Genomic DNA, 2,212 nt, shown 5'->3' with positions numbered 1-2,212 from the left:
GGACCTTATCCGGCCACTCAAATCGATGAGTTCCACGTCAGGGTCGATGACCTGGACTTCGTGCCCAGCAACGATCCAGCCTTGAATTCGCCACGTCTGCTGTTTGGCCCTGCTGACAAGTGGGCTTACCCGTTGCTGGTGACCTCGGCCGATCCTTCTGGTGGCAACGTCTCAATGAAGGGAATGCCCTATGACGCCCGCGTTTACACCTACGACCACGCCACGGCGCCGGACTGATAAAGGATCTGCTAACCATGCTTGCTTACCCTGAAGGTCTGCCTACGCCGCAGCGGGAGGGCTACGGCTTTGATCCTGTCAGCCCGATGACAAGCACCAAGCTGGTGACTGGGCGCTCGGAGCGGCGTCGCGCGTTTGTCAGCACGCCGACTGTGGCGACTGTCACCTGGCTGTTGACGGCGCCGGAAGCCCGCTTGTTCGAGGGGTGGTTTGAATACGTTCTGCTGTCTGGATCATTGCCGTTCGAATGCCCACTTCTGACCCCGATGGGGATGGAGCCGTACCGCGCCAACTTCGTCGACATCTACAGCGGCCCAGTCTTGGTGGGTGTGGATTTTTGGCGGTTCAGTGCTCAGCTCAGCCTGTTCAAGCGACCACTGATTGATAAGGAATGGGTGGTGGATGCTCCGGATTACATCCTTGGGGCTGACATCTTCGATATCGCCATGAATCGCGACTGGCCCAAGCCCGCCGATTAAAAGTCAGCGCTCACAAAGCTTTGCTGGCAACTCTTCACCCAAGCACCTATCCACCGGCAGCTCGCCGGGAACTTCAAAACTTCGCTGACAGCCGCACCATTGCGGCGGCTTCGGCGCGCCTGCGAGAAATATGCCCATGGCTTACAACACTGGCAATCCTATTGGCTCTTCATCTCCAAAGGATCTTAAAGACAATGCGCAGAACCTAGACTGGCTGATTCTAGGGCCGGCGCTCAGCTACCCTGACCGTCGCGGCGTGAATCGCCTATCGTGGTCAGGCATTGAGGCTTCGTTTTCTGCTGCTCAAGCTCAGAGAAGGGCGGAGCATGATGCCGCCCAGTCGAGACGAGAATTTGAGTTTGAGACGGGTCAATTCAGGCGCGATAAGGAATTCGATGCGGCGCAACTGGAGCGAACCGGCCGGTTTGACCTCTTTATCGCGTCGTCAGGCTATGACGTAATAGGCGATTATGCGTCGCAACCCGTAACCTTCACTGAGCGCAACCAGCTCATGCTGAAGGATGGTGAGCTGTGGAAGCCAAAGGCATCGGTAGCGCTCCCTTACGTCACCAACGGAGTATGGGCAACAGAGTCAGTGAATTTTGCTTCGGCGGGCGACGCGGCATTGCGTCAAGACCTGGCTGGGGACGGAGGGTCTGCACTGCAAGGGTTTCGGGACATTCCGGGTAAAATCTACCAGACCGCGCAAGAAAAGATGGGGCAGATAATCAATGTCCTGGACTTCTTGACCGAAGCTCAGCGTGAGAATGCTCGCCTGCGTTTAGGTACGTTAGACTGTGGGCCAGGTATTCAGGCGGCCATTAATGCCGCAGGTAATGGGCAGCTAACATGGCCCGGCGGCTACCTTTTTGGCACCGGCCAGGAACTAATTGTGCGGTACGCGCAGAAGTGGGCTGGCGGCGGCAAAGGTAAACTACTAACCCCCTTTGGCGAGGAGAACGTAGCCAACTGTCAGATAATTAGCTGCGGCGATGGCACAGCCTACAAGACGGTCAAAACTCGTCAGCTGTACCGGGGTTCAGCTGCTGACCCGCAAGATGCCCCGATTTCTGCAATCCTAAGTGTCCAGCACCAGGGGTTTGACATGGGGGATATCAGCGTTAAGTGCTGGTATGACCCCGAGCGGATAAAAACAGACCCCAAGTATTTGGGTCACGATTGGGACGTGGGCGTGTTTGTTGGTTGCCGACTGCACTGCAAAATCCGGGATACAGCAGTGGTTGGTTGCTTTCGCGTAGCCTCGGTATACCACGATGTAACCCGAGGCCTTGGCCTCCCGGAGCTTTTCGGCTGGGACGGAATTCAGCACCCTGTCGATAGCAAAAATGGCGGAGACGGCGCGCGCATCAGCGAGGTTATAACCTGGGGCGGAAAGTGGGGGGTGCAGGTGCAAGGCGCCGACCCAAAACCCGGGCTAGTTAGCTATGGTAAGGACTACAAGGTAAGCTTGACTGCAACTTTCAGCACTCTTCCGG

Annotated in this window: 2 protein-coding genes and 1 pseudogene; all 3 read left to right on the top strand. The window is 56.8% G+C overall.

Annotated elements, in window-relative coordinates; genetic code table 11:
• Positions 1–237 (top strand): hypothetical protein (locus GHO41_RS29955; protein ID WP_178126613.1); only part of this gene is annotated, 237 nt, incomplete at its 5' end.
• A gap of 17 nt (positions 238–254) precedes the next feature.
• A complete protein-coding gene (locus GHO41_RS29055; protein ID WP_153435327.1) occupies positions 255–716 on the top strand; it encodes a hypothetical protein in 462 nt (153 codons plus the stop codon).
• A 136-nt stretch (positions 717–852) separates the two neighbouring features.
• Positions 853–2,212 (top strand): annotated as a pseudogene (locus tag GHO41_RS29050) (hypothetical protein); the annotation flags it as partial.

Source organism: Pseudomonas sp. FSL R10-0399, assembly GCF_009600165.1.
GTDB lineage: Bacteria > Pseudomonadota > Gammaproteobacteria > Pseudomonadales > Pseudomonadaceae > Aquipseudomonas > Aquipseudomonas helleri.
Note: the sequence above shows the minus strand (reverse complement) of the source record. Positions and strands in the feature narration are given on the sequence as shown.